This is a genomic window from Shewanella sp. 1180_01 (genome assembly GCF_052850535.1).
Genome location: NZ_VXCT01000156.1, coordinates 1 through 1,000 on the forward strand (window position 1 = coordinate 1; position 1,000 = coordinate 1,000).

Annotated in this window: 1 protein-coding gene; it reads left to right on the top strand. The window is 48.9% G+C overall.

Features of this window, described 5'->3' with window-relative positions:
• Positions 1–51: 51 nt before the first annotated feature.
• A partial coding sequence (locus FW758_RS24605) for an IS4 family transposase (protein ID WP_446446828.1) occupies positions 52–1,000 on the top strand: 949 nt, incomplete at its 3' end.

Consider the following 1,000-nt stretch of genomic DNA (forward strand, 5'->3'; position numbering starts at 1 on the left):
TCTTTCAAGGGCTTCATAATCAGCCGCAACCTAAGTTGCGGCTGATTTTTTATGTCTGAATTTTCTAAAGAGCTACTCGTTACTGATGAATTTTGCCAATCGCAGGATATTGATGTATTCGCCAAACATGTTCCCATGGATTGGGTGACTGAGGCTGTGCAACAAACTGGCAGGGCATCGCTTCGAACCCGCCGTTTCCCTGCAGAGCAAGCGGTTTGGTTAGTTCTAGGCATTGGTTTGATGCGTAATCGCTCGATTCAGCAAGTCTGTGATACGCTCTCACTGGCGTTTCCCGACGCCAAGGGGGAGCTCCCGCCACTGGCGACCAGTAGCATCATCAAAGCCAAAGAAAAGTTGGGTTCAGAGCCCATGCGTTATCTGTTCAAAACAGCCGCTGCACAGTGGGAAACACAGTGCGAATTTGATGAGATAGCGGGATTGAAATTGCTCAGTGTTGATGGGACGTATTTTAAGACGCATAACACTGAAGAAAACCATCACTTTGGCTTTGCACAAAGCACGGCTTCTTTTCCCTCTGTGCTGGCGGTCACCTTAATGTCTACGCGTAGCCACTTACTTTCTGATGCGGCTTTAGGGCCTGTTACCCACAGTGAAATTCACTATGCCCAGCAATTGGTTGGCTCAGCTCCCGAGCATTCGCTCACGTTGTTTGACCGTGGGTTTATGTCTGCCGAATTGCTCATCAGCTGGCAAGGAAGCGGTGCAAACACCCATTGGTTAACCCCGATAAAGTCTAAGACCCGCTATCAAATTATCGAGTCATTCTCAGAGTATGACCATCTGGTTGAGATGCCGGTATCACCCCAAGCTAAACAGCAAGCGCCTTATCTGGGGGAGAGCTGGCAAGCCCGCCTTATCCTTATTCCGTCACCCAAAGGTGATATCAAAGGGTTTATCACGTCATGTCTATGCCCCAACACTTATCCAGTGAACGATTTGCTCAAGGTGTATTGGCAGCGATGGGAGATAGAGAGGGGTT